This is a genomic window from Actinomadura litoris (assembly GCF_009733595.1).
In the GTDB taxonomy this organism is placed as follows: domain Bacteria; phylum Actinomycetota; class Actinomycetes; order Streptosporangiales; family Streptosporangiaceae; genus Spirillospora; species Spirillospora litoris.
Map to the genome: position 1 here is coordinate 236,788 of NZ_WOFH01000011.1, position 18,672 is coordinate 255,459.

At 73.8% G+C, this 18,672-nt stretch carries 17 protein-coding genes; 4 read left to right on the forward strand and 13 right to left on the reverse strand.

Annotation, left to right across the window (positions count from 1 at the left end):
* Window positions 1-17: 17 nt before the first annotated feature.
* Window positions 18-1,517, reverse strand: a complete 1,500-nt coding sequence (guaB, locus tag GNZ18_RS28700; protein WP_156219693.1) for an IMP dehydrogenase — start codon at window positions 1,515-1,517, stop codon at window positions 18-20.
* A gap of 240 nt (window positions 1,518-1,757) precedes the next feature.
* Here guaB and GNZ18_RS28705 point away from each other — a divergent pair, with 240 nt between their 5' ends.
* Complete coding sequence (locus GNZ18_RS28705; RefSeq protein ID WP_214618267.1) at window positions 1,758-2,144, forward strand: DUF5319 domain-containing protein; 387 nt, start codon at window positions 1,758-1,760, stop codon at window positions 2,142-2,144.
* A gap of 12 nt (window positions 2,145-2,156) precedes the next feature.
* Here GNZ18_RS28705 and GNZ18_RS28710 read toward each other — a convergent pair whose 3' ends face one another.
* The 4 genes from GNZ18_RS28710 to groES all read right to left on the reverse strand — a co-directional run bounded on the left by GNZ18_RS28710 (window position 2,157) and on the right by groES (window position 6,184).
* Entirely contained in the window at window positions 2,157-3,017 is an 861-nt protein-coding gene (locus tag GNZ18_RS28710) for a hypothetical protein (RefSeq protein ID WP_156219695.1), read from the reverse strand.
* A gap of 107 nt (window positions 3,018-3,124) precedes the next feature.
* The gene (locus tag GNZ18_RS28715; RefSeq protein ID WP_372492413.1) at window positions 3,125-3,817 is read right to left on the reverse strand and encodes a sigma-70 family RNA polymerase sigma factor; all 693 of its coding nucleotides are present in this window, start codon (window positions 3,815-3,817) and stop codon (window positions 3,125-3,127) included.
* Window positions 3,818-4,161: 344 nt separating this feature from the next.
* Window positions 4,162-5,790, reverse strand: a complete 1,629-nt coding sequence (gene groL / locus GNZ18_RS28720; RefSeq protein ID WP_156219696.1) for a chaperonin GroEL — start codon at window positions 5,788-5,790, stop codon at window positions 4,162-4,164.
* Between the two features lie 85 nt (window positions 5,791-5,875).
* Entirely contained in the window at window positions 5,876-6,184 is a 309-nt protein-coding gene (gene groES / locus GNZ18_RS28725) for a co-chaperone GroES (protein ID WP_067454521.1), read from the reverse strand.
* Between the two features lie 247 nt (window positions 6,185-6,431).
* Here groES and GNZ18_RS28730 point away from each other — a divergent pair, with 247 nt between their 5' ends.
* From GNZ18_RS28730 to GNZ18_RS28740, 3 genes are all read left to right on the forward strand, one after another.
* The gene (locus GNZ18_RS28730) at window positions 6,432-7,661 is read left to right on the forward strand and encodes a class I SAM-dependent methyltransferase (RefSeq protein ID WP_156219698.1); all 1,230 of its coding nucleotides are present in this window, start codon (window positions 6,432-6,434) and stop codon (window positions 7,659-7,661) included.
* A gap of 609 nt (window positions 7,662-8,270) precedes the next feature.
* Window positions 8,271-9,923, forward strand: a complete 1,653-nt coding sequence (locus GNZ18_RS28735; protein ID WP_214618264.1) for a hypothetical protein — start codon at window positions 8,271-8,273, stop codon at window positions 9,921-9,923.
* A 170-nt stretch (window positions 9,924-10,093) separates the two neighbouring features.
* Window positions 10,094-11,077 (forward strand): phosphotransferase family protein, encoded by a 984-nt coding sequence (locus GNZ18_RS28740; RefSeq protein ID WP_156219700.1) that lies wholly within the window; start codon window positions 10,094-10,096, stop codon window positions 11,075-11,077.
* A 40-nt stretch (window positions 11,078-11,117) separates the two neighbouring features.
* On the opposite strand, the gene tsaD is transcribed toward GNZ18_RS28740, so the two are convergent.
* The 8 genes from tsaD to GNZ18_RS28780 all read right to left on the reverse strand — a co-directional run bounded on the left by tsaD (window position 11,118) and on the right by GNZ18_RS28780 (window position 18,652).
* Window positions 11,118-12,152 (reverse strand): tRNA (adenosine(37)-N6)-threonylcarbamoyltransferase complex transferase subunit TsaD, encoded by a 1,035-nt coding sequence (tsaD, locus tag GNZ18_RS28745; RefSeq protein ID WP_156219702.1) that lies wholly within the window; start codon window positions 12,150-12,152, stop codon window positions 11,118-11,120.
* Window positions 12,152-12,640, reverse strand: a complete 489-nt coding sequence (rimI, locus tag GNZ18_RS28750) for a ribosomal protein S18-alanine N-acetyltransferase (protein ID WP_308166085.1) — start codon at window positions 12,638-12,640, stop codon at window positions 12,152-12,154. Before rimI ends, tsaD begins: the two co-directional genes overlap by 1 nt.
* Entirely contained in the window at window positions 12,637-13,317 is a 681-nt protein-coding gene (gene tsaB / locus GNZ18_RS28755) for a tRNA (adenosine(37)-N6)-threonylcarbamoyltransferase complex dimerization subunit type 1 TsaB (RefSeq protein WP_214618261.1), read from the reverse strand. Before tsaB ends, rimI begins: the two co-directional genes overlap by 4 nt.
* A gap of 25 nt (window positions 13,318-13,342) precedes the next feature.
* Window positions 13,343-14,140 (reverse strand): hypothetical protein, encoded by a 798-nt coding sequence (locus tag GNZ18_RS28760; protein WP_156219704.1) that lies wholly within the window; start codon window positions 14,138-14,140, stop codon window positions 13,343-13,345.
* Between the two features lie 129 nt (window positions 14,141-14,269).
* On the reverse strand, window positions 14,270-14,701 hold the full coding sequence (gene tsaE / locus GNZ18_RS28765) for a tRNA (adenosine(37)-N6)-threonylcarbamoyltransferase complex ATPase subunit type 1 TsaE (RefSeq protein WP_156219874.1): 432 nt from the start codon (window positions 14,699-14,701) through the stop codon (window positions 14,270-14,272).
* A 50-nt stretch (window positions 14,702-14,751) separates the two neighbouring features.
* On the reverse strand, window positions 14,752-15,849 hold the full coding sequence (locus GNZ18_RS28770) for an alpha/beta fold hydrolase (protein ID WP_156219706.1): 1,098 nt from the start codon (window positions 15,847-15,849) through the stop codon (window positions 14,752-14,754).
* An 11-nt stretch (window positions 15,850-15,860) separates the two neighbouring features.
* Entirely contained in the window at window positions 15,861-16,985 is a 1,125-nt protein-coding gene (gene alr / locus GNZ18_RS28775; RefSeq protein WP_156219708.1) for an alanine racemase, read from the reverse strand.
* Window positions 16,986-17,146: 161 nt separating this feature from the next.
* Complete coding sequence (locus tag GNZ18_RS28780; protein WP_156219711.1) at window positions 17,147-18,652, reverse strand: NAD(P)H-hydrate dehydratase; 1,506 nt, start codon at window positions 18,650-18,652, stop codon at window positions 17,147-17,149.
* Window positions 18,653-18,672: the final 20 nt, after the last annotated feature.

Consider the following 18,672-nt stretch of genomic DNA (forward strand, 5'->3'; position numbering starts at 1 on the left):
GAAGAGCTTACGTCAGCTCAGCGGCCCTGGTAGTTGGGGGCCTCCACGGTCATCTGGATGTCGTGCGGGTGGCTCTCCCGCAGGCCCGCCGGGCTGATCCGCATAAGCTGCCCGCGCTCCTGGAGCTCGGGGACCGTGCGGGTGCCCGCGTACCACATCGACTGGTGCAGCCCGCCGACGAGCTGGTGGGCGACGTTGGCGAGCGGGCCGCGGTAGGGCACCTGCCCCTCGACGCCCTCGGGGATCAGCTTCTCCTCGCTGCTGACGTCGGCCTGGGCGTAGCGGTCCTTGGAGAAGGACCCGCCGCGCTCCCGGTTGCGCATCGCGCCGAGCGACCCCATCCCCCGGTAGGACTTGTACTGCTTGCCGTGGACGAAGATCAGCTCGCCCGGCGACTCCTCGATCCCCGCGAGCAGGCTGCCGAGCATGACCGTGTCGGCGCCCGCGACCAGGGCCTTGGCGATGTCGCCGGAGTACTGGATGCCGCCGTCCCCGATCACCGGGATGCCCGCCTCGTGGGCCGCGCGGGCCGCCTCGAAGATCGCCGTGATCTGCGGCACGCCCACCCCGGCCACGACGCGGGTCGTACAGATCGAGCCGGGGCCGACGCCCACCTTGACCGCGTCGGCGCCCGCCTCCGCGAGGAGCTTCGCGCCCGCGTAGGTCGCGACGTTCCCGCCGACGACCTGGACGTGCGCCGCGTTCGCCTTGATCGCGGCGATCGTGTCGGCAACGCCCTTGGAGTGGCCGTGCGCGGTGTCGACGATCACGACGTCGGTGCCCGCGTCGATCAGCGCCCGGGCGCGGCGGATCGCGTCCTCGCCGACGCCCACCGCCGCCGCCACCAGCAGCCGTCCGTCGGCGTCCTTGGTGGAGGCGGGGTACTGCTCGCTCTTGGTGAAGTCCTTGGTGGTGATCAGGCCGCGCAGCCGGCCCTCGCCGTCCACCAGCGGGAGCTTCTCGACCTTGTTGCCCGCCAGCAGGGCGAACGCCTCGTCCTTGGTCACCTCGACCGGCGCGGTGACCAGCGGCATCGGCGTCATGACCTCGCGCACCGGACGGGAGGGGTCGGTCTCGAAGCGCATGTCGCGGTTGGTCACGATGCCGACCAGCACGCCCCGCACGTCGGTCACCGGCACGCCGGAGATCCGGTAGCGGGCGCACAGCTCCTCGACGTCGGCGAGCGTCGCGTCCGGCATGCAGGTCACCGGGTTGGTGATCATCCCGGCCTCCGAGCGCTTCACCCGGTCGGCCTGCTCGGCCTGCTCCTCGATCGGCATGTTGCGGTGCAGGACGCCGATACCGCCCTGGCGCGCCATCGCCACCGCCGTGCGCGCCTCGGTCACGGTGTCCATCGCCGCCGACACCAGCGGGATCCGCAGCGAGATCTCGCGGGTCAGCCGCGTCGTCGTGTCGGCCTCGCCGGGTTGCAGGTCGGAGTAGCCCGGCAGCAGCAGCACGTCGTCGAAGGTCAGACCCTGCGGGAGGAACTTGGCGGGCTCGGCTGCGGGGTTCATGACTACCTTCCCGTAGAGGTGGCGGTATCGGGCCAGGTCACGGCGACCCTGTCCCCATGGTAGGGCGTGACGCGCCGCACGGCGGGGCGGTTGCGCGAGCGGGCGAGTGGCGTTGGCGACACCCGGGGCGCACACGCAGCGTTCCCGCCGCCCGCGCATGCGCGCACTCTGGGTGATTGTTTGCGCACGGGGAGGCCCAGGGGGTGCACCTGCCGGTGCGTCGCGCAGTAGCGTGGGACCGTGCACGACGATGCCCCGCTCGACCCGTTCGCCGGAGATCCGGAGGATCCGGCGGCGTCGCTCGGCGACCCCGGCGACGACACCGCGCCGCTCAGCGTGGCGGAGCGGGAGGACGTGCTGGCCGATCTCGCCGACCTGGAGGTCTTCCGCGCCCTGCTGGAACCCCTCGGCGTGCGGGGCCTCACCGTCGACTGCGGCGACTGCGGCAAGCTCCACTACATCGACTGGGAGCTGCTGCACGGCAACCTGCGGCACCTGCTCGACCAGGGCCTGCCCCGCGTGCACGAGCCCGCGATGTCCCCCGACCCCGTCGACTACGTGAGCTGGGAGTACGCGCGCGGGTACGTGGACGGCGTCATCGACAGCGAAGAGGGCCGCGACGACTGACCCGCCGCCGCCCTAGGGGCGGTCGTGGGGAGTCTGGTAGGCGGTCGGCTGCCCTTTCGGGTCCTGCTCCTGCCCCTCACCGGTCGGCGTGGTCGGCTCGGGCGTCGAGCCCTCGGGCGTCGGCTGCTCCTGGGACGGCTGGGGCTGCTGGGGCGTCTGCGTCGGCCGGCCGGGCTCGCCCGACTGGCGGGGCGGCCCGGGGGTGCCCGGCTGCCCGGGCACGTACTCGCCGTTCTCGTTCGGGCCCTGCCGTCCGGGCTGGCCGTGCCCGCCCTCCTCGCCGCACCGGCCGGGCTGGACGCGCTGGTGGGCGCACGGCTGGGCGGGCGGGGGCGCGTACACCGGGGCCTCGGGAACGCGGCCGGGACGGTAGTGCCGCGAATAGGTCCGCTCCAGCCGCTGCTTGAAGCGCTCGTATTCGAGCCGCCTGTCGTCGACGACGCGTCCCGGGCGGGCCTCGGGCGCGGGGCCCGACGCACCGGGCTGCCGCGCGCCGCCGTGGCGCGCGGCGTCGGTGTCGCGGCCGTCGGCCCGGTCGGACGGGCCGGGCGTGCGCGACGCGGGCGCGGCGGACGGATGACCGCCCATCTCCCCGCCCGCGGCGGCGACGCCGGTGCTGGCGAGCATGGCGCCCGCCACGCCCAGCGCGACGATCGTGCGGGGGCCGCGGCGGCGCGGGCCGGGCCCGGAGGGCGACGGCTCGGGGGCGTCGCGGGTGGGTTCGGGGGTGGCCTGGGGCGGCTCGTCCACGTCGGTGACGAGCGCGTGCAGCAGCCGGACGGCGGGGTCGCCGTACTCAGCCGCGGACGTCGCCGCGGAACCGGCAGCGCGCCGCTCCGCCAGCTCCTCGATGAGCGCGTCGGTACGGCGCACCGCGCTCAGGTCTGCGGGCAGCGGGACCTGCGGCCGGCCACCCGGCGGCGGGGAATCGCCGGAATGCGAAGGCTCGGCCGGATCCGGGGCGCCAGGGCTCCGTTCCGTCAAGCGATCGACTCCTCTCTCGCCATCGCCCGCAGCCGGGCGAGCGCCCGGTGCTGCGCGACCCGTACCGCCCCCGCGGACATGCCCAGCACATTACCGGTCTCCTCCGCCGACAGACCCGCCACCACGCGCAGCAGCACCAGCTCGCGCTGGTGGTCCGGCAGCCGCGTCAGCAGATCACGGGCACGCTGGGCCTCGATGTAGCGGACGACCGTCTCCTCGGGGCCCGGCCGGTCGTCGGGGCCGTCGGGGAGGTCCTCGGTGGGCACGGCCGCGCGGACCGCGCTGCGCAGCGCGTCCGCGATCTTGTGGGAGGCGATGCCGAAGACGAAGGAGGCGAACGGGCGCCCCATGTCGCGGTAGCGGGGCAGCGCCGACAGGACGGCGATGCAGACCTCCTGCGCCACGTCGTCGGCGGCGTGGTACTGCCCGGAGACCCGGCCGAGGCGGGCGCGGCAGTAGCGGACCACCATCGGGCGGACCTCGCCGATCAGCACCTCGATCGCGCCCGGGTCGCCCTGGACGGCGAGCGAGGTCAGCTCCTTGAGGTCGCCGTCCCCGGCCTTCGCGGCGCGCAGCAGACGAACCCCGCGCCCTGGATCGCGGGGCGGCGGGGGTGCCGGCCCCCGTGAGGGTTCGTCAGCGCGCGCGGTCACGGTCCCGGCGTAGCATCCCTCGGTCACGTCAAGCATGATGCCCAGCGCCGCCGGGCGTGTCTCCACTGTCCTCGGCAACGGAATGGTCACAGTGCGGGGACGAGGCTCCAATTACCACACAACGCGGTCATGTGATCGCGGTCCGTGTCTAAAACGTTGCTCCTTGAGAAACTTGCACCAAAACATCCGCCTCGCTTCCGGCAGATGATGCGGACGCCTCCCGGCGCGCGAGACCCCCGTCCGGAAACCGGACGGGGGTCCTGTCGACCTTCCGGGGCGGGCGGAGCGTTCACCCGCCCGCCCCCGCGACCGCGATCGGGCCCGTAGGCCGGGCCCGCCACCCGCGTGGGCCGGTGCCGCGTGGGTCGGTGCCGCGTGGGTCAGTGGCCGTGCCCGTGCCCGTGGCCGTGCCCGCCGGCGGCGGCCTCGTCGGCCTCCTCCGGCTTCTCGACGACGAGCGCCTCGGTGGTGAGCAGCATGCCCGCGATCGAGGCGGCGTTGGTGACCGCCGAGCGGGTGACCTTCACCGGGTCGATGACGCCCTGGGCGACCAGGTCGCCGTACTCGCCGGTGGCGGCGTTGTAGCCGTGGCCCGCCTGAAGCTCCTGCACCTTGGAGACGACGACGTAGCCCTCCTGGCCGGCGTTCTCGGAGATCCAGCGCAGCGGCTCGACCAGCGCGCGACGGACGGCCTCCGCGCCGGTGGCCTCGTCGCCGGACAGGCCGAGGGTGTCGAAGCCCTCCTTGGCCACGTGCACCAGCGCGCTGCCGCCGCCGGAGACGATGCCCTCCTCGATCGCCGCGCGGGTCGCCGAGATGGCGTCCTCCAGGCGGTGCTTCTTCTCCTTCAGCTCCACCTCGGTGGCGGCGCCGACGCGCAGCACGCACACGCCGCCCGACAGCTTGGCGAGGCGCTCCTGGAGCTTCTCGCGGTCCCAGTCGGAGTCGGAGTTGTCGATCTCGACCTTGATCTGGTTGACCCGCGCCGCGATGTCGTCCGAGGAGCCCTCACCGTCGACGATGGTGGTGGCGTCCTTGGTGACGGTGATGCGGCGGGCGCGGCCGAGGTCCTCCAGGCCGATGGAGTCGAGCTTGAGGCCGATGGCCTCGCTGACGACCTGGCCGCCGGTGAGGGTGGCCATGTCGCCCAGCATCGCCTTGCGGCGGTCGCCGAAGCCCGGCGCCTTCACGCCGACGGAGGTGAAGGTGCCGCGGATCTTGTTGGCGACCAGCAGCGCCAGGGCCTCGCCCTCGACGTCCTCGGCCACCACGAGCAGCGGCTTCTTGGTCTGGGCGACCTTCTCGGCCAGCGGCAGGAACTCCTGCACGTTGGAGATCTTGCCGTCCACGATGAGCACGTAGGCGTCCTCCAGGACGGCCTCCATGCGCTCGGGGTCGGTCACCATGTGCGGCGACAGGTAGCCCTTGTCGAACTGGAGGCCCTCGGTGAACTCCAGCTCCAGGCCCATCGTGTGGGCCTCCTCGACGGTGATGACGCCGTCCTTGCCGACCTTCTCGAACGCCTCGGCGATCAGCTCGCCGATCTGCGCGTCCTGCGCGGAGATGGTCGCGACGTGCGCGATCTCGCTCTTCTCCTCGACCTCGCGGGCCGACTTGAGGAGCTGGTCGGACACGTACTGGGCGGCGGTGTCGATGCCGCGCTTGAGGCTCAGCGGCGAGGCGCCCGCGGCCACGTTGCGGGTGCCCTCGCGGACCAGCGCCTGCGCGAGCACGGTCGCCGTGGTGGTGCCGTCGCCCGCGATGTCGTTGGTCTTGGTCGCCACTTCCTTGGCGAGCTGGGCCCCGAGGTTCTCGTAGGGGTCCTCCAGCTCCACCTCGCGGGCGATGGTGACGCCGTCGTTGGTGATCGTCGGCGCGCCGAACTTCTTGTCGATGACGACGTTGCGGCCGCGCGGGCCGATCGTCACCTTGACGGCGTCCGCGAGAGCGTTGACGCCGCGCTCAAGAGCCCGGCGCGCGTCCTCCTCGAACTCCAGGATCTTCGCCATGCGGATACTCCTTGTTCACGCGATCCGCCCCGGCCACCCCGCCGAAGGCGGCGCGGACCGGGGCGGGTGCATCACGTCTCGGTGATTACTTCTCGATGACCGCGAGGACGTCGCGGGCCGAGAGAACGAGGTAGTCCTCGTTGTTGTACTTGACCTCGGTGCCGCCGTACTTGCTGTAGAGCACGACCTCGCCGACCTTGACGTCGACGGGCACGCGCTCGCCCTTGTCGTCGACGCGACCCGGGCCAACGGCAAGGACGGTGCCCTCCTGGGGCTTCTCCTTGGCGGTGTCCGGAATCACCAGGCCCGACGCGGTGGTGGTCTCGGCCTCAAGCGGCTGGACGACGATGCGGTCCTCAAGCGGCTTGAGAACAACCTTGGTGGCGGTCGTCACGATCTGACCTCCCCTTCGATTGGTCCTCGGCCGGCCACGGCTGACCGACCGGCACATGTGACAGAAGAGGCGACCCTGGACCGGCCTGTCGTCGCGGGTGCCAGACCGACCTTGTCGCTGTGTTTGGCACTCTCGCGGTGAGAGTGCCAGTGTGGAGACTATTCCGTGCCCGGTAGCCCGTCAACACGGACACGAAGGCGCCGGTCGGACGGCCGCGCGGCGTTCACGGGGCGATAACTTCCAGCTTATGGACATCGCGTCGTTCCGGGCCCTGCTGACCCCCGAGGGGCAGGACGTCCTGGAGGAGGCCGCCGCCGCGGACCTCGGCGAGGGCGCGCTGCTCGGCACGGCGTCGCGGCTGCGCGGGCGGCACGATCCCGCGCTGGTCGCTGCCGCGCTGACGCAGGCGCGGTTCCGCGAACGCGCGCTGGCCAAGTTCGGACGGGACGCGCGCCGCATGTACTTCACCCAGGCCGGGCTCGAACAGTCGACCCGGGCGAGCGTGGCGGCGCACCGCACGCGCCGGTTCGCCGGACGCTCCGGGACGACGCTCGAACTGGGGTGCGGGATAGGCGCTGACCTGATCGCCCGAGCGCGCGCCGGCCTCGCCGGGGACGGCGTGGAGATCGACCCGCTGACGGCCGAGGTGGCGAGGGCGAATGTGGCCGCGTTCGGGTTGGAGGACGTCGCGTCCGTCCGGGTGGGGGACGCGACAGAGGAGCGAACGGATGGCTATGCGGCCGTCTTCGCCGATCCGGGGCGCCGTACCGCGCGCGGCCGCGTCTTCGATCCGCGGTCCTATGAGCCGCCGCTCGACACCGTCCTGGAAATGGCGGGACGGGTTCCGGCCGCATGCGTGAAGGTCGCGCCCGGGATTCCGCACGAGGCCGTACCGGAGGGCGCCGAAGCGGAGTGGGTGTCGGTCGGAGGGGACGTGAAGGAGGCCGCCCTGTGGATGGGCGACCTCGCGGGAGACGTGGGCCGCAGGGCGACGCTGCTCCCCAACGACACCTCGTCCGGCGCTCTGGAGGAGGGGCACACGCTCACGCCGGGCGGGGTGGGCGATCCGGACGTGCGCCCCTGGGGCCGGTACCTCTACGAGCCCGACGGCGCGGTGATCCGCGCGCATCTGGTCGCGGAGGTCGCCGACCTGGTCGGCGGCGGGCTGGCCGATCCGCGGATCGCCTACGTCACCTCCGACGTGCTGCGTCCGACGCCGTTCGCCGCCGCCTACGAGATCGAGGACGTGCTGCCGTTCTCGGTGAAGCGGCTGCGCGCGGAACTGCGCCGCCGCGAGGTCGGCGTGCTGACGGTCAAGAAGCGCGGCTCGGCCGTGGACGTCGACCGGCTGCGCCGCGACCTCGGCTTCGGCGGGCGCCGCAAGCCCGAAGGGGGCGCGCTGACGGTCGTGGTGACCCGCGTCGGCGACGCCCCGGTGGCGCTGCTGACCCGCCCGGACGCGGCGCCCGGCCGCTAATCGGGCCAAAGATCTTCCGCGCGGACGGGGAACGCCAAGCGGTCCCGGGCGACGCGCCACGGCGGCGCAAATCATCGGCGTATTCCGGCATTGCGTTGTCCACGGTTCTCCCCTTCCCGGCAAGACCGGGGCCCGGCGCGGGAATCGGTTCCGCCGGGATCCTCAGGCGAAGAAACACCAAGGCAGGTTCAGCCGCCGGGCGGCGGGCACACCCAAATGCGACTCTGAAATGGCCCGCCGCCGACAGGCGGACGGCGCGCCCCGGCCGGCGCCCACCGCGCCGACCGTCCGCGAGCCGGGACGCGAACTGACGATGTTGGACGAGATGTACGGACAGAACACCGCCGCGAACCCGGCCGCGCATGCCCCGCACCCCCGCGCGGCACCGGACATGACCCGACCAACCCCCCAATGACCGACTAGTCAGAAATTTCCCTCACGCCCTGCGAACCGTCGCTTTTCCCCTCAATGGGATAACAGGCACATTCCGCAGAACTCACAATGTTCCCAGCTCCCCGTTTTCGTGGCGGTGCCCACGCACTACAGTGGCGACTTCACGATTCAATGCCGTGCGCCAATTCGTCGCGTCGGCACACGAAGGAGCATCGGGTGGAAACGAATCACAACTTCCTGCAGACGGGGGGTCAACCGGTCTCGGATCGGATGCGGGAGTTGCTCGCCCGTGCGGCGCAGGACCACGTCTACGAACAGCGCTCCCAGGGCCAGGTCCTGGACGAGATCCGCCAGCGGCTCGAAGGCATGGAGTGGCTGCTCCGCGAGGTCCGCGAGCGGGAGCTGAGCGGGCTGACCGGGCAGATCGACAGCGTTCGCGGGCAGGTCGACGACCTGTCCAGCAAGCCCCCGGAGTGGGCCGAGGGGCTGGCCGAGCACATCGAGGCGTTCGGCGAGCGGGTCAAGCCCGTCGCCGAGCTCCCCGCGCTGTGGGCCGACGTGGGCGTCGTCGCCGAGAACGTCGACGAGGGCCTGACGCGCATCCAGGCCGTCCTCGACTCCGCGCAGCACATCACCGAGGCCACGCAGCAGGCCGCGCAGCGCATGGACGAGATGGCCAAGCGGCTCGACCGGCTCCAGGGCAGCATGGAGGCCGCGTCCGTCCGCTTCAACCGGCTCGACAAGTCGCTCGCCGAACTCGGCCACCGGTCCGAGCGGCTGGAGCACTCGATCAACGGCGTCACGGCGCGGGTCGACCAGGCGCTCGGTGAGATGGCCGAGCGGATGGAGCAGGGGCTTGAGGCCGTCAACGGCCGGGTCGAGGGCGTCGGCGGCCGGCTGGACGGCCTCGACGGGCGCCTCGACGGCGTCGACGGGCGGCTGGAGGGCCTGTCGGGCAAGCTCGGCAGCCTCGACGGCCGGTTCGAGAGCATCGACGGACGCCTGGAGGGCGTGGGCGAGCGGATCGGGCGGCTCCCGGCCACGCTGGAGATCTCCGAGCTGCACCGGCTGCTGGGCGAGCTGGCGCGGCGGCCGGCCGTCGACCACGGCGACCGGTTCGACGCGCTGGAGAAGCACCTGGCCGAGGCCGTCGACCCGCTGATCGAGGAGCTGCGCGCCCGCCCGGACCGCGACGAGGTCAAGGCGACGATGTCGGAGATCGCCGAGACCGCCTACAGCGACGTCGCCAAGCGCATGGACGAGTTCTCCCGCCGCTTCGAGGACGTGCACGACGACGTCCGCAAGCGGATCGAGGGCATCCACGAGGAGGTCGCCAAGCGGGTCGACGGCGCGCTGGAGGAGTTCACCAACCAGGTCGACCTCGTCTCCCGCCGGGTCGAGGCGGTGCACATCGACATGACCAAGCAGGTCGAGTCGGTGCACAACGAGATGGCGCGGCAGGTCAACGGCGTCCACGACGACTTCGGCAAGCGCATCGGCGACATCCACGAGGACGTCACGCGCCAGGTCGGCACGATCCACGAGGACGTCGCCAAGCAGGTCGGCGACATCCAGGAGGACGTCGCCCGGCACGTCGGCGGCGTGCAGGAGGAGTTCGCGCGGCGGGTCGAGGGCATGCAGGACGAGGCCGGACGCCGCGCCGAGGCCGCGCGGGTCGAGTTCGCCAAGCGCTTCTCCCGCGTCGAGGACGAGGTCGGCAAGAAGGTCGACGGCGTCCACGAGGAGGTCTCCAAGCAGGTCAACGCGGTGCACGAGGACGTGCTGAAGCGGCTGTCCACGCTGGAGGAGACGATGCTCGCGCTCGCCGAGGCGCTGCTGCGCCCGCGCCGCGAGGGCGGCAAGGACTGAGCCGGCCCGGGGTGGGGGCGTGGCGCGGCGGCGACGCGGCCCCACCCGCCGATCCTCCGGGCGCCCCGCCCCCGCACCGGAGGATCTTGATCAAGGCACGTCGATGACGTGCAGAATGTTACGTTCCGTCTTCGCAAAATCACTCCCAATACCCTTCGGAATCCGTTTTCATGGATCTCGTGACCCACACTCCGGCTCCGACCGCGCCAGCCCGCGCCCAGCTCGGCCCGACCACCCTGCGCTGGGTGGAGGGCTGCCTGGGCAAGGGCGCCGAGGTGCGGATGATCCGGCCGCTGGCGGGCGGCACCGCCCACGCCAACCACGCGCTGCTCGTGGAGACCCCCTCGGGCACCGCCCACCGGCTCGTCCTGCGCCGCTGGACGCCGCGCGACGCCGTCCCCGCCGAGGCCGTGCCCGCGTCCGAGCGCGGGCCCACCGCGCGCCGCTGCTACGGCGACACCGAGTTCTCACCCGAGCGGGAGATCGCCGCGCTGGCGCTGCTGGCGGGCTGCCCGATCCCGACGCCCTCGCTGGTGGCCGCCGACCCGTCCGGCGCGTACTGCGACGTGCCCGCGCTGCTGATCACGCGGCTGGTCGGGCATCCGCCCCGGCCCGCGCCCGACGACCTGCCCGAGTACCTGATCCAGCTCGCGGCGGCGCTGCTGGCCGTGCACGCGCTGAACGGCGCGTCCACGATGCCCCCCTACGTGCCCTACAACCGGCTCGACGTGCGGGTCCCGCCCCGGCACGCGCTGCGCCCCGGCCTGTGGGACCGCGCGTTCGAGCTGGCCTCGGGCCCGCCGCCGTGCGCGCCCGCCCGGTTCATCCACCGCGACTACCACGCCGACAACACGCTGTGGTCCTACGGGAAGCTCACCGGCGTCGTCGACTGGTCGGACGCCTCGTCCGGCCCGATCGCGGTCGACATCGCGCGGATGCGCTGCGGCCTCGTCGTGCGGTACGGGCCGCGCGTCGCCGAGCGGTTCCTGGCGGCCTTCGACCAGGTGTCGGGCGGCTACGAGCACGACCCGTACTGGGACCTGCGCTGCGTCCTGGACCTGCTGCCCGAGGAGGAGGGCCGCGTCCTGGACGAGGCGAAGGTCCCCCTGCTGGAGGACCACCTCGCCGGGCTGGTCGCCGCGCTCAGCGCGTGACCGTCAGCAGCGCCTGACCGTCCTCGGCGCCTGACCGTCCTCAGAGCGTGATCGACTCGATCGGCAGGCTGGAGTCGGCCGGAAGCTCCAGGTCGGACGGCGCGAGCCCCGAGGCGACCAGCTCCGACCCGAGCGCCGCGACCATCGCCCCGTTGTCGGTGCACAGCTTCGGGCGCGGCACCCGCAGCCGGACCCCGGCGGCCGCGCACCGCTCCGCCGCGAGCGCCCGCAGCCGCGAGTTCGCCGCGACGCCGCCGCCGATCAGCAGGTCGTGCACGCCGTTGTCCTTGCAGACCTTGAGCGCCTTCTGGGTGAGGACGTCCACCACGGCCTCCTGGAACGACGCGGCGACATCCGCGACCGGCACCGGCTCCCCGGCCCGCTCCCTGGCCTCCACCCACCGCGCGACGGCCGTCTTGAGCCCGGAGAACGAGAAGTCGTAGGTGCCGTCGTTGTACTTGCCGCGCGGGAACGCGATCGCGGCGGGGTCGCCCTCGCGCGCCAGCCGGTCGATCACGGGCCCGCCGGGGAAGCCCAGGTCCAGGACCCGCGCGACCTTGTCGAACGCCTCGCCCGCCGCGTCGTCCACGGTGGCGCCGAGGGAGCGGACGTCGCTCGCCACGTCCGGGACCAGCAGCAGCGAGGAGTGCCCGCCCGAGACGAGCATCGCCACGCACGGCTCGGGCAGCGGCCCGTGTTCGAGCTGGTCGACGCACACGTGCGCGGCCAGGTGGTTGACGCCGTAGAGCGGCTTGCCGAGCGAGAGCGCGTACGCCTTCGCGGCGGCCACCCCGACCATCAGCGCGCCCGGCAGCCCCGGGCCCGCCGTCACCGCGAACGCGTCGACGTCGGCGAAGGACACGCCCGCGTCGGCCAGCGCCCGCTCCACGGTCGGAGCCATCGCCTCCAGGTGCGCGCGCGAGGCGACCTCGGGCACGACCCCGCCGAACCGCGCGTGCTGGTCGACGCTGGAGGCGATCGCGTCCGCGAGCAGCGTGTGCCCGCGCACGATGCCGACGCCGGTCTCGTCGCAGGACGTCTCGATGCCGAGCACCAGCGGCTCGTCGCGAATCATCACATCTCCCGTGAGAAGCCCACGGGACGGCGATGCAGCACCCGCCGCATCACGATCGCGTCCACGTTCGCGGGCTGGTAGTAGCGTCTGCGGACACCGACCCGGCCGAACCCGAACCGCTCGTAGAGCCGCCGGGCGCCGTCGTTGTCGGCGCGCACCTCAAGGAACACCGCCTCGCTCTCGCGGCGGACGGCCTCGTCGATCAGCGCGGTCAGCAGCGCGCCGCCGATGCCGCCGCCGCGCCGGTCGGCGCGGACCCCGATCGTCTGCACGTCGGCCTGCCCGCCCGCGACCGCGAGGCCCGCGTAGCCGACGATCTCGCCGCCGGTCTCCTCGGCGACGACGTAGTGCCTGGTCCTCGGCTGCTCGGCGAGCTCGTCCCGGAGCATGCCCTCGCTCCAGGCGTCCTCGGGGAACAGCACCGACTCCAGCGCGTGGACGGAGGGGAGGTCCGCCCCGGTCATCGGGCGCAGGACGACATCGCTCACGCCGGGGTCACCTTCTTGCGCGGCCCCGGCTCCTTCGCGTCGGGACGGCGCAGGTAGAGCGGCTCGGGCGGGAGCAGGGGGAGGCCCTTGAGCCCGGCCAGCCGCGCCACGGCCAGTTCGGCGAGCGCCGTCGCCGTCGGCAGCAGCGGCTCGTGGCCGGTGTCGCCGAACGTCTCCGGGTACAGGGCCGCGCCCTCGCCCACGACGGGCAGGCCCTCGGGCGCGCCGTCCAGGACGTCCGCCGCCGGGCCCACGGCCGGGTCGGTGGCGCGGGCGCGGCACGAGGCGTACCGGGCCCAGTAGACCTCCTTGCGGCGGGCGTCGGTGGCGACGGCGAACGGCTCGTCGCGCCCGGTGGCCGAGGCGATGACGTCCAGCGTGCAGACGCCGTGCACGGGGACGCCGAGGGCCTCCCCCATCGCTTGCGCGGTGACCAGGCCGACCCGCAGCCCGGTGTAGGGGCCGGGGCCGACGCCGACGGCGATCGCGCTCAGATCGGCGGGCGCGGCACCCGCGTCGGCCATCACCTGCGCGATGGACGGCGTGAGCAGCTCGGTGTGCCTGCGCCGGTCGACGGCCTCCGCGGCCCCCCTGGGCACGGCGCCCTCGCCGGGGGTCCACTCGTACAGGGCCACGGTGATCGCGGCGGTAGCGGTGTCGAAAGCCAGAACCAGCACGAGGCCAGTTTAGGAGGACGCGAGGTCAGGTCAGGTTTCGCAGCACGGCCCTGACCGCCTCCACGGCCCCGTCCACGGCCGCGTCGGCGGGGAGGGGGTCGCGCTCGTCCGACCCCGCGTAGTGGACGGTGACCAGCACGTTGATGGCGCGGATGTTGGCGATGGCCTCGCCCGAACCCTGGCCCTCGTCCACGCTGTAGACGGCGTAGCCCTCGTCGCCGACATCGTTCAGACCGCGCTTCTCGGTGAGTTCCCGGCCCGCCGGAAGCCCCTTGCCCGACTCGTCGTCCTCGCGCTCGGAGGCGAAGGCGGTGCGGGCGGCGTCGGTCGGCGTCCGCTGGGCGGCGGCGGCGATCGCGCGGAGCTCGACGGTGAGCTGCCGCTTGCGGTCGCCGGTGTAGGTGCCCCAGACGCACTGGTTCTGCCGGTCGTCGGCCTGGTAGCCGTCGGCCTGGTTGCGCGCGGCGCCCGGCGCGAGCCGTCCGGCGAGGTCGTCGCCCACCAGCGTGCACGCGTCGGGGACCAGGGACCGCTCGGCCTTGATCGTCGGGGTGCCGGTCATCGGGGCGCTCTCGGTGGCGCCGTTGCCCACGGCCCGGCCGGACGCGCCGCCGTCGCCGCCGCCGAGGAGGGCGAACGCGGCGGCCGCGCACGCGACGACGCCGGTCCCGACCCCGGCGAGCATGATCGCTGCCCGGCGCCGGCGGTGCGGACGGCGCTCGCGGACGGCGCGGTGGCTGCCGCTCCGGCGGCCCTCCTGGCCGTTCCGGGGGGTGTGGGGGGTCGTCTCCCCGCCAGAGCTGTATCTGTCGCTGCCGCTCACCTGATCCCACTCCTGCTTGCGAAATCTGATTTGTCGCGAGGTGAGGTTCGTTCCGGCAAAGAGTACGACATGTCCCGACTGTGGAGTTCAGTCGGACTAATGGACCGTTGAAAGGATCTTCCGCGGCGTTCAGCCGAGGTCGAGCTCCAGGTCGGACCAGCGATCACCGATACCCGTGATCGTTACTTCGCGGTCCTCGGCGGGCCCGTCCGAACGAGAAATGATCACTTCCAGCCGGTCGTCGGCGAGGCCCTCGGCGAGCCCTTCCCCCCATTCCACGATCGTCACCGATTCCTCGACGGAGGCGTCGAGATCGAGGTCGTCCAGCTCGGCGAAACCGCCCAGCCGGTAGGCGTCGACGTGGACCAGCGCCGGCCCGCCCGCGAGCGAGGGGTGCACCCGCGCGATCACGAACGTCGGCGAGGTGACCGGCCCGCGCACCTTCAGCCCCTCGCCGATCCCCTGCGTGAGCGTCGTCTTGCCCGCCCCGAGGCTGCCGGTGAGCACGAGCAGGTCCCCGGCGGCGAGCTTGCCCGCCAGCCGGACCCCGAGCTCCCGCATCTCCGCCGACGTCGGGACGGCGACAGTGATCCCCTTCACGCTCCCACCCTTCACGCGGTGCGCTCCTCGTTGCGGCCGGATTCATCGTGGCCGGGTTGTTCGCGGCCCGGACGGGCGCGGGCGATCAGGCGGCGCAGGCCGCCGGTGACCACGCCCGGGTACTCCAGCGGCAGGACGTGGCCCGCCTCGTCCACCTCCACCAGTTCCGCGTCCGGGAGCGCCTCGGCGATGCGGCGGCCGTGCGCGGCGGGGGTCAGCCGGTCCTTGCCGCCCGCGAGCACGAGGACGGGCACCCGGCCCATCGCCTCCAGCGCGGCGGCCTTGTCGTGCCCGGCCAGCGCCGGGTAGAACTCGGCGATCACGTCGATCGGGGTGGCCCTGATCAGCTGCTCCAGGAAGTCGACGACCGTGGGGCTGACCTGCTTGTCGGCGAAGGCCATCTTGCGGGTGACGACGAACGCCAGGTCGGCGCTCAGCCCGCGCGCCCGGTCGACCAGGTCGGCGCGGCGGCCGAGGCCGCGCAGCGCCCGGGGCGCCAGCGGGCGGACGAGCTTGGCCAGCACCAGCGGCAGCCCGAGCGTCAGCTCCGCGAGGTCCCCGCACGAGGTGTTGACCAGCGCCGCCCCGACCACCCGGTCGCCGAACAGCTCGGGGTGCCGGTCGGCCAGCGCCATGATCGACATACCGCCCATCGAGTGCCCGACGAGCACGACCGGCCCCTCGGGGGCGGCCGCGGTGAGCACCGCGTACAGGTCCTCGCCGGTCTGCTCGATGGTCGCGCGCAGCGGGTCGCTGCGGCCGCTGCGGCCGTGGCTGCGCTGGTCCCAGAAGACCATCCGGAGGCCGCGCAGGTCGCGGCGCTGGTAGTGCCACGCGTCCTGGTTGAGCGTGTAGCCGTGGCAGAAGACGACGGTCAGGTCGGCGGCGGCGCCGTCGATCTCGACGTGCAGTGGCAGGTCGTCGTCCGCGAGGACGGTCAGCTCCTCGCCGCGCAGCGTGCCGAAGGGCTCGTCGGCGTCGGGGTCGGGGCGCAGCCGTACCCGGCCGACGGCGAGGCGGCGCAGGCCGACGGCCGCGCCCACCCCGGCCGCGCCGACGCCCGCGACGGCACCGGCGATGCCGATCCTGCGCCTGTTCCTGCTGTCCATGCGCGCGTCCCCTACACCGCCCGGCCGGAGTACGCCCTCGGCACCCGGATCCCGATGCGGGTGACGATCTCATACGAGATCGTTCCAAGGGCGTCCGCCCAGTCCTGCGCGGTGGGCTCGCCCTGGTCACCGGGGCCGAAGAGGACGATCTCGTCGCCGGGGGCCATGTCGTCGTCCCCGAGGTCGATGACGAACTGGTCCATGCAGACGCGCCCGGCGATCGTGCGCCGCCGCCCCGCCGCGAGCACCTCCAGGAGGTTCGAGCCGTGCCTCGGGATACCGTCCCCGTACCCGGCCGGGACGAGCGCGAGCGTCGTCTCGCGCTCGGTGGTGTAGGTGAGGCCGTAGGACACGCCGCTGCCCGCCGCGACCCGCTTGACCAGCGCCGCGCTGGCGGCGAGCGTCATCGCGGGGCGCAGCCCGAACGTCCCGACCGACGGCATCGGCGTCAGCCCGTAGGCCGCGATCCCGGGCCGGACGATGTCGAACCGCGACTCCGGCAGCGTCAGCGTCGCCGCCGAGTTCGCGATGTGCCGCACCTCGAACCGCGCGCCGACCCGCTCGGCGTGCCGGGTCATCGCGCCGAAGGCGTCGAGCTGCGCCGCGATCGAGGGGTGGCCGAGCTCGTCCGCGCAGGCGAAGTGGGACATGATCCCGACGACCCGCAGGTGCCCGGACGCCTCGGCCTTCAGCGCCGCGTCCACCAGCGCGGGCCAGTCGCGCTCCCCGGCGCCGCCCCGGCTCATGCCGGTGTCGGCCTTGAGGTGGATCCGCGCCGGACGCCCGGCCCGCTCGGCCGCCCCGGCGACCTCCTCCACCATCCACACCGCACCGACGGCCAGGTCGACGTCGCGCGCCACGGCCTCCTCGTACGGCTCGCCGGGGACGCCCAGGCACACCAGGGTCCGGACGTCGACCCCGGCCTCGCGCAGCCGCAGCGCCTCGGCGAGCTTGGCCACGCCGAGCCAGGTAGCGCCGCCCGCGACGGCGGCGCGGCCGGCCTCGACCAGCCCGTGCCCGTAGGCCTCGGCCTTGACCATGGCCATGACCTCGGCGTCTCCCGCGCGCTCGCGCAGCAGACCGATGTTGTCGCCGATCGCGTCGAGATCGACGCGAGCCTCCGCTGAAACCCTCATGGCCACCCAGTGTGCCGTCATCTGTGCCGTGCCCGGGGCATACCGCCCCAGCTCACGCCCCCGACCGCGCCCTCCGCGGGCACCCAGGGTGCCCTCTACCCGCTTTGACGTCCATGTCCCCACCGTTGTTCGGGCCCCATCCGCCCCAGCTCGCACCGGCCTCAGCCCGCACCGGCCCCGGCGACGCTCCGGAACGCCTCGGGAAGCGCGGCGACCACGTCGGCGGCCGTGATCGGGGCCTCGCCGTGCCAGGGCTCGCCGTCCACGTAGGGCCCGGCGGAGGCCAGGCGGGCGGCGAGGCCGTGCAGGTAGGCCCCGGCGGCCGCCGCGTCCAGCGCGGGCATGCCGCCCGCGAGCAGGGCGCCGATCAGGCCGGACAGGACGTCGCCGGTACCCGCCGCCGCCAGCCGGGGCGTCCCGGTCGGGTTGACGCGGACGGGCCGGTCCTGCTCGGCGACCAGCGTCGTCGAGCCCTTGAGCAGGACGGTCGCGGGCAGCTCGGCGGCGGCGCCGCGCACGTGCTCCAGCCGGGACGCCTCGATCGCCTCGCGGCTGGCGCCGACCAGGCGCGACAGCTCGCCCGCGTGCGGGGTGAGCACGGTCGGCGCGGCGCGCCGCAGCAGGTCGCGGCGCCGGGCGAGGACCGTGAGCCCGTCGGCGTCCACGAGGACGGGCAGCTCGGTGCCGAGCACGGCCTCCAGCAGCGACTCGGCGGCCTGGGCGGTGCCGAGCCCGGGGCCGATCACCCAGGACTGGACGCGGCCGACCTTCGCCAGCGCCGCGCCGTCGCCGGGTTCGATCACGGTCGTGACGGCCTCGGGCCAGTTCCGCCGGACCAGCTCGACCGGGTGACGCACCGAGGCGAAGCGGACCATGCCCGCCCCGCCGCGCAGCGCGCCGCCGGCGCACAGGACGGCCGCGCCGGTGAACTCCTCGCCGCCCGCGAGGATGCCGACGACGCCGCGCCGGTACTTGTCGGACTCGGGGCCCGGCTCCGGCGGGCGGACGTCGGCGGCGCGCGGGGCCACCACGTCCGGGTCGGGAAGCTCGGGCCCGAGCCCGATGTCGACCAGCTCCACGACGCCGCAGTAGGACGCGCCGGGGTCGATGAGCAGCCCGGGTTTGTGGGTGCCGAACGTGACCGTGACGTCGGCCTGGACGGCGGCGCCCGCGACCCGTCCGGTGCCCGCGTCCACGCCGCTCGGCACGTCGCAGGCGACGACCGTCCCGAGCGCCCGGGACGCCCGCGCCGCCAGCGTCGCGTGGGGCTCGCGCAGGCCGCCGAACCCGCCGATCCCGGTGAGCCCGTCGATGATCAGATCGGCGGCGGCGATCGCGTCCGCGCCCTCGTCCCCGTCGTCGCGCAGCCGCCCGCCCGCGCCCAGCAGCGCCGCCAGGCCGCCCGCGTGGATCCTGGCCCCGGCCCGGACGGCCTCGACCCGCGCGCCCCGGCGGGCCAGCCTGGCGCCCGCGTACAGGGCGTCGCCGCCGTTGTCGCCGCCGCCGACCAGCAGCACGACGCGCGCGCCGTAGACGGCGGGCAGAAGCCCGGCGCAGACCGACGCCAGCCCGGCGGCGGCGCGCTGCATCAGCGCGCCCTCCGGAAGGCGGGCCATGAGCGCCTGCTCCGCCGCCCGCACCTTGCCGACCTCGTGCGCGTACCTCATCGCCGGCTCCTCTGGCCTCG

Excerpts from the sequence above, each read along its gene's own strand:
- GNZ18_RS28780 (WP_156219711.1), bottom strand. The coding sequence starts at position 18,652 with ATGAGGTACGCGCACGAGGTCGGCAAGGTGCGGGCGGCGGAGCAGGCG.
- GNZ18_RS28715 (WP_372492413.1), bottom strand. The coding sequence starts at position 3,817 with ATGCTTGACGTGACCGAGGGATGCTACGCCGGGACCGTGACCGCGCGC.
- groL (WP_156219696.1), bottom strand. The coding sequence starts at position 5,790 with ATGGCGAAGATCCTGGAGTTCGAGGAGGACGCGCGCCGGGCTCTTGAG.
- GNZ18_RS28730 (WP_156219698.1), top strand. The coding sequence starts at position 6,432 with ATGGACATCGCGTCGTTCCGGGCCCTGCTGACCCCCGAGGGGCAGGAC.
- guaB (WP_156219693.1), bottom strand. The coding sequence starts at position 1,517 with ATGAACCCCGCAGCCGAGCCCGCCAAGTTCCTCCCGCAGGGTCTGACC.
- GNZ18_RS28740 (WP_156219700.1), top strand. The coding sequence starts at position 10,094 with ATGGATCTCGTGACCCACACTCCGGCTCCGACCGCGCCAGCCCGCGCC.
- GNZ18_RS28770 (WP_156219706.1), bottom strand. The coding sequence starts at position 15,849 with ATGGACAGCAGGAACAGGCGCAGGATCGGCATCGCCGGTGCCGTCGCG.
- tsaE (WP_156219874.1), bottom strand. The coding sequence starts at position 14,701 with ATGCGGGAGCTCGGGGTCCGGCTGGCGGGCAAGCTCGCCGCCGGGGAC.
- alr (WP_156219708.1), bottom strand. The coding sequence starts at position 16,985 with ATGAGGGTTTCAGCGGAGGCTCGCGTCGATCTCGACGCGATCGGCGAC.
- tsaD (WP_156219702.1), bottom strand. The coding sequence starts at position 12,152 with ATGATTCGCGACGAGCCGCTGGTGCTCGGCATCGAGACGTCCTGCGAC.